At 46.7% G+C, this 6,596-nt stretch carries 6 protein-coding genes; 5 read left to right on the top strand and 1 reads right to left on the bottom strand.

What is annotated here, in order from left to right; genetic code table 11:
• Positions 1–80 precede the first annotated feature (80 nt).
• Both QZT18_RS23110 and QZT18_RS23105 read left to right on the top strand, forming a co-directional pair.
• Positions 81–1,151 carry a tartrate dehydrogenase gene (locus QZT18_RS23110; RefSeq protein ID WP_294152033.1) on the top strand — a complete coding sequence of 357 codons (1,071 nt, stop codon included), beginning with the start codon at positions 81–83 and terminating at the stop codon, positions 1,149–1,151.
• Between the two features lie 178 nt (positions 1,152–1,329).
• Entirely contained in the window at positions 1,330–1,983 is a 654-nt protein-coding gene (locus QZT18_RS23105; RefSeq protein WP_294152031.1) for an AAA family ATPase, read from the top strand.
• 296 nt (positions 1,984–2,279) lie between these two features.
• Here QZT18_RS23105 and QZT18_RS23100 read toward each other — a convergent pair whose 3' ends face one another.
• Positions 2,280–2,873, bottom strand: a complete 594-nt coding sequence (locus tag QZT18_RS23100) for a prolyl-tRNA synthetase associated domain-containing protein (protein WP_294152029.1) — start codon at positions 2,871–2,873, stop codon at positions 2,280–2,282.
• Positions 2,874–3,074: 201 nt separating this feature from the next.
• Between QZT18_RS23100 and QZT18_RS23095 the strand changes: the two genes are divergently transcribed.
• From QZT18_RS23095 to rlmD, 3 genes are all read left to right on the top strand, one after another.
• Positions 3,075–4,436 (top strand): MATE family efflux transporter, encoded by a 1,362-nt coding sequence (locus tag QZT18_RS23095; RefSeq protein WP_294152027.1) that lies wholly within the window; start codon positions 3,075–3,077, stop codon positions 4,434–4,436.
• Positions 4,429–4,608 carry a hypothetical protein gene (locus tag QZT18_RS23090; RefSeq protein ID WP_294152025.1) on the top strand — a complete coding sequence of 60 codons (180 nt, stop codon included), beginning with the start codon at positions 4,429–4,431 and terminating at the stop codon, positions 4,606–4,608. The genes QZT18_RS23095 and QZT18_RS23090 overlap by 8 nt, the downstream gene beginning before the upstream one ends.
• 265 nt (positions 4,609–4,873) lie before the next feature.
• Positions 4,874–6,596: 23S rRNA (uracil(1939)-C(5))-methyltransferase RlmD (rlmD, locus tag QZT18_RS23085; RefSeq protein WP_366925960.1), on the top strand; the 1,723-nt coding region annotated here is incomplete at its 3' end.

Below are 6,596 nucleotides of genomic sequence, written 5' to 3'. Positions count from 1 at the left end.
CCATCCCGAACCCCGACCGTCCCGGCGGCGTTCTCATTCCTCAATTAAATCCCCAAATAATTGAACAGGAGGATAAACTAATGAAAGTACATAAAATAGCAGTAATACCCGGAGACGGCGTAGGCCCGGAGGTAATCGGGGAAGGAGTGCGGGTTCTTAATAAGGCCGCTGAACTGGATGGAAGTTTCCGGTTTGAGTTTACCTGGTTTCCCTGGGGCTGTGAATATTATCTGAAAAACGGCCGTATGATGGATGAGGACGGAATCAGCCAACTGGAGAAATTTGATGCAATCTATCTCGGGGCCGTGGGGTATCCGGGGGTGCCGGATCACATTTCACTGTGGGACCTTCTGCTTGTAATAAGGAAGAGTTTCGACCAGTATGTGAATCTTAGGCCGATTGTGCTTTTGAAGGGTGCGCCCTGCCCTCTGAAGGACGTGAAGCGGGAAGAGATTGATATGATTTTTGTGCGGGAAAACAGTGAGGGTGAGTACGCCGGAAGCGGAAGCTGGCTGTATAGGGGGAAACCGAATGAAGTGGTAATACAGGACGGCGTTTTTTCCAGAGTGGGCTGCGAGAGAATTATCCGGTATGCCTTTGAGCTGGCAAGGGAAAAGAAGAAATCCCTTACGAGCATCAGCAAGGGAAATGCGCTCAATTATTCCATGGTATTCTGGGATCAGATTTTTAAGGAGGTCAGCGCGGAATATCCCGATGTGGAAACTCATTCCTACCTGGTGGATGCAGCAAGTATGCTGATGGTAAAGGAACCATGGCGGTTTGAGATTGTCGTGACTTCTAACCTGTTTGGTGATATTTTGACGGATCTTGGAGCCGCCATAGCCGGGGGAATGGGACTGGCCGCCGGAGCCAACCTGAATCCGGAGCGAAAATATCCCTCCATGTTTGAGCCGATTCACGGCTCCGCGCCGGACATAGCGGGTCAGGGAAAAGCAAACCCCTTGGCGGCGATATGGTCTGCCAGCCAGATGATGGATTTCTTCGGCCATGAGGACTGGGGGAAAAAGATTTTGTCTTCTATTGAGGCCGTCTTGGAAGAGGGGAAATCCCTGACACCGGATCTTGGCGGTACCGCCACAACGGAGGAGACTGCCGGAAAGGTTATTGAGATGCTTTGCAGCGGCAGATAAAACTTCATTTTTTTGCATCGCGAAGTGTGTTATTGTTCACAGCGCAATGCGGTGTGAACAGTAACATTAAATGCGCTGGCAAATTGGAATAAGATGGAAAATTAATAGAAAACAGAACGATAGTGTGATATAATGTAGTTACAATAAAACCGAATCAATGAGAAGGGGAGGCGTTACTATGGCAGGGAAAAAAGTAGTTATCACCATTGGCAGACAGTATGGCAGCGGCGGCGCAGATACCGGCAGACGGCTGGCGGAAGAACTGGGACTTGGTTTTTATGACAAGAATATCCTGAGGATGAATTCAGACGAGAGCGGAATCAAGGAAAGCTATTTTCACCTGGCAGACGAGAAGGCGGGAAATAAGCTGCTCTATAAGATTATCAGCAGTTTGACACCTGAGAAAGGTTCACCTTCCTTTGGCTCAGACCTGATTTCAGCCGACAATCTGTTCCGTTTCCAGTCCGAAGTAATCAGGAAGCTGGCGGTGGAAGAATCCTGCGTGATTATCGGAAGATGTGCCAATTACGTCCTGAACGGAATGGACGGACTGGTCCGCGTTTACCTGTATGCGGATATGGAAGTGAGAGAGGCCAGAATCAGGGAAAAGGATCTCTATGATGAGAAAGAGATATTAAAGAACATCAAACGGATTGACAGAGAGCGCCGTGATTATCACAGATATTACACGGGATGTGACTGGGAGGATTTGGATAATTATGATTTGATTATCAATACGACTAAAATCGGCGTGGATGGTGCGGTGAAGATTATTAAGAATTATCTGACTGTGATGGGATATGATTTGGAGAAGGATTTTCCGGTGGAATAAGGGATGAAAGTATCTGAAGGAAGGTATCTGAATGAAGGTATTTGAATGAAAGTATTTGAAGGAAGGGCTTTGAATGAAGGTTTTTGAGTGGAGATATTTGTATGAAGTCATTTGAATAAAGATATCTGCATGGTGATACCCAACTAAAAACACTTCCATGGAGATACGGTATGATGAAAGAAAAAAGAGAGAAAAATATGCAGGCAGGGCTGGAATGCCCTGCCTGTAACTTTTACCAATGGTATTTTCTTCTTTTTTGCAGTATTCTGTATCGATTGGATGCCCTGGTTACCGCCTTACCACTCCAGTTCCACCGGTGTGTATTCGTGATGGATGGCCGGAAGAATTTTCTTAAGCAGATCCTCCGTCTTGATTTTCAGGCTGGATGTGTTCATACACGGATGGCAGCCGATGTATTCATCGTTTAAAATGTCCTGGTCTATCACGAGACGGACATGATTTCCGGGGTCGTTCATCAGTCCCAGAACACTGACGGAGCCGGGAGTAATGTCGAGATATTCTTCCATGTGTCCTGCATCGGCGAAGGAGAGGCGTGAGCAGCCCATTTTTTTTGAAAAAACGGCGGTGCGGAACTTCTTGTCACCGGGCATCATCAGAAGGTAAAAATTAGTCTTCTGCGTGTTGCAGAGAAAGAGGTTCTTGCAGATGCGTATATTGAGAAGCTGCTCCACCTCGTGGCAGCTATCGATGGTCTCCGTGGGATCGTGGTCGATTCTCGTGTAGGGGACATTTAAAGAGTCCAGCAGCGTATATACGCGCTGCTCCTTTGGCAGGCGGTCTGAGAAATTATCCGGGCGGCCGGTATATAGTGTTCTATCAATGTAGATCTCCTGTGGGAGAACGGATGCTTGTGCGGCTTCAGTGTTCATTTTATCACTCCTGTTTTGTGCTTGCTATCGTGGTGACACCTCTTCGGAAATCGGTATCATATCCTTCTATTATACAAAGCTTTGCCTGAAAATCAATATTTAATTGCGGTTCATATTGATCTGGCAGAGCATTTCGACTATAATAACGAAGTTTGGAAAATGTCGAGAATACGGATTATATAGAACGGATAAGGATGAAGAATGAGATATCAGACCGATATAGATAAAATGAATACTAACAGGAACCTGTTTTTTATGTCACTGCCGATTTTTGTGGAGCTGCTTTTACAGCTTTTGGTGGGAAATATAGACCAGATCATGGTCAGCCGCGTTTCACAGCAGTCGGTGGCATCGATAGTTAATGCGAACCAGATTATGAACCTGGTGATTATCGTGCTCAGCATGGCGGCTACCGCGACCACGGTTATTCTGTCCCAGTACCTGGGAGCGGATGATAAAGACAATTCCTCCAGGACATGCATGGTGTCACTGCTGATGATTGGAGTGGTCGGCATCCTGTCAACATTTCTTGTGTTTGTGGGATACAGACCCATATATAAGGCCATCCGTGTGCCGGATGAGATATTTGATGAGGCATCGCTATATCTGCTTATCGTAGGAGCGTTTATAACGGTTCAGGGACTTTACCTTACGTTTTCAGCCATTATCAGGGCGTTTGCCATGATGAAGGAAGTAATGATTGTTTCAATAGTCATGAATGTATTAAATATCATCGGAAATGCAATCCTGATCAACGGCTGGTTCGGTATGCCGAGACTGGGAGCGGTGGGAGCGGCCATTTCCACGGACATCAGTAAGCTGGTGGGGCTGGGACTCATGATTCTGCTTTTTATGAAACGGACAAATGTAAAGCTGGGGATACATTTTTTGAAACCGTTTCCAACACAGATTATGAAGAATCTCTGTTTTCTGGCGATTCCTTCCGGAGTGGAGAGCTTTTCCTATAATATGTCACAGATGTGCATCCTGGGAATTGTCAATTCCTTTGGCACCATGGTTACGGTAACAAAGGGATACTGCAGTATCTTCGCAAATCTGGCCTATGTTTATGCAATGGCGATTGCATCGGCGACACAGATTGTGCTTGGGTATCTGATTGGTGCAAAGAAAATCGATTTAATCCAGAAACGTGTGAACGCCACGATGAAGGTGGCTCTCGCGGCCTGTGTGGGTCTGGCGATTCTGCTGTTTCTGGGCAGCAATTATGCATTTTTAATATTTACGGATAATCCGGAGATTATCGCCCTGGGGCGGAGAATTCTGTTTATCGAAATTTTTCTGGAAATAGGACGAGCCGTCAATATTGTCATGACAAAGTGCCTGATTGCAGTCGGGGATGCCGTGACACCGACCGCCGTAGGCGTCATTTTCCAGTGGGGAGTGGCCTTTGTGGGCGCCTGGGTATTTGGAATCATCTTCGGCTGGGGCCTGGAGGGCGTTTGGGTGGCCATGGCGATTGACGAGTGCCTCAGAGGCCTGATATTTGCCGTTCATTTTAAGAAAGAACGGTGGAAAAAGGTATTCAGGAGTGTGGATGCCTGAGCAAGATACAGACAAAATTGTGGATTATCGGATTGTGATTGATAGATGGAATGTGGAAAAGTGGATAAAACGAGCGAAAAATGTGGATAAGATGGAATTTGGATGGAATTTTCTGAGAATTATGGGTTTGCAGGGGAATAAAATGGGAACGGTTGATGTGTTGGGAAAATGAGGGAGAATTTTATGAACGAAATAACAACCCGGCTGCTGAAGAACCGGATTTAGCGGCGGCTGGGAAGCAGATTGCAGTAAGTTATAACGCTGCCTATGCTGTAATGTGATTGAATGAGGAAAAGATTAAGGCTGGATTCAATGGACTAGGAAGGCGAAATTTAGTAAAATGGGTTTAGACAGATGAACAGGGATTGAAGTTGGTGAAAAATGATTGGCGGAAATTACTATAACTGATAATAAGGCATTTGGATTCGGAGGCAGGAATGGAGAAAAGAGAAGTGGGAAATAGAAGCAGCCAGGCAGGAAGACAGGAGAGAACAGGCGGTCAGATGAGAAGGCAGACGAAGGCGGAGCCGGGGACTAAGCGGTTTGGAGAAGAACGGAAATGGAATGAAAAATCGGATAGGGATTTCAAAGTGGGAAAAAAGCAGGAGAATCAGGGAAAAAGGGAATTTAAGGGCGGTAAGACTGTAGATAGAAAGGGATTTGGAGGAAAAAGAGAGGAAGGGAGTACCGGGGATTTTGAAAGAAAGGTGGGCGGAGAAGGCAGAGCGGCAAGAGATGGAAAGCCTGCGAGAGAGATGAAGACGGCAAGAAACGGAAAGCCTGCGAGAGAGATGAAGGCGGCAAGAGATGGAAGGTTTGGTAGAGAAACGGAGTTAACAGGAGGCGTGAAGCCAGCAAGAGGAACAAAGCCGACAAGAGAAATCAGGGCCGTAAGAGGATTCAAAGAGACGAGGGAAGAAAAGGGCATCAGTGAGTTGAAAGAGACTGATAGGGGAAGGATGTCTGAACGAAACGGCGGGAATAAAAACGCTGGAAGAAGAAAGTCTCCGTGTCCTGTTTACGAGCAGTGTGGCGGCTGTCAGCTTCTGCATCTTTCCTATAAGGAGCAGCTTGCTAAAAAACAAAAAATGATGGAGGAACTTTTGAAAGGTATTTGTCCTGTTAGGCCGATTATCGGAATGAAAAATCCGCTGCATTACAGGAATAAAGTTCATGCCGTATTTGGACACGACAGGAAGGGTAATCCTCTTTCCGGTGTATATAAGGAAGGGACACATATTCTTGTACCGGTGGAATCATGTCTGATTGAGGATGAGAAGGCGGATGAGATTATCGGCACAATCAGAGGAATGTTGAAATCGTTTAAAATCCGGACGTATGACGAAGATACGGGCTACGGATTTCTCAGGCATGTGCTCGTAAGACGGGGATTTGCGACGGGGGAGATTATGGTTGTTCTGGTAACGGCCTCTCCGGTATTTCCTTCTAAAAATAACTTTGTGAAGGCACTCAGGGAAAAACATCCTGAGATTACGACGATTGTCCAAAATATTAACAATAGAAACACCAGTATGGTTCTGGGGAATAAGGAACATGTGCTTTATGGCAAGGGATATATCGAAGATGTTCTCTGCGGGCTGCGTTTCAGGATTTCTTCCAAATCGTTTTATCAGGTGAATCCTGTTCAGACAGAGGTATTGTACAATAAGGCACTGGAATTGGCCGGGCTGACCGGTAAAGAGAGGGTGCTGGATGCATACTGTGGGATTGGCACGATTGGCCTTATTGCCAGCAGGAAGGCAGGAGAAGTGATTGGCGTGGAGCTGAATTCCGATGCGGTGCGTGACGCGGTTCAGAATGCCAAGATGAACGATGTGAGGAATATCCAGTTTTACTGCAACGACGCCGGACGGTTTATGGTGAATATGGCGGAGAAGGGCGAGACTGTGGACGTGGTACTGATGGATCCGCCCAGAAGCGGCAGCACAAAGGAGTTTATCGATGCCGTTGCCAAGATGGGACCGAAACGTGTGGTTTACGTGTCGTGTGGTCCGGAGACGCTTGCCAGGGATTTGAGGATGTTTGGCGGGAAAGGGTATCGGGCTGTGGAGGCTTGGCCGGTGGATATGTTTGGGGGGACTGGGCACGTAGAAACGATAATTCTGATGACGTATTGTGGTGACAAGGCAAAAAACGAGG

This window comes from uncultured Clostridium sp., from assembly GCF_900547735.1.
Lineage (GTDB): Bacteria > Bacillota > Clostridia > Lachnospirales > Lachnospiraceae > Otoolea.
Note: the sequence above shows the minus strand (reverse complement) of the source record. Positions and strands in the feature narration are given on the sequence as shown.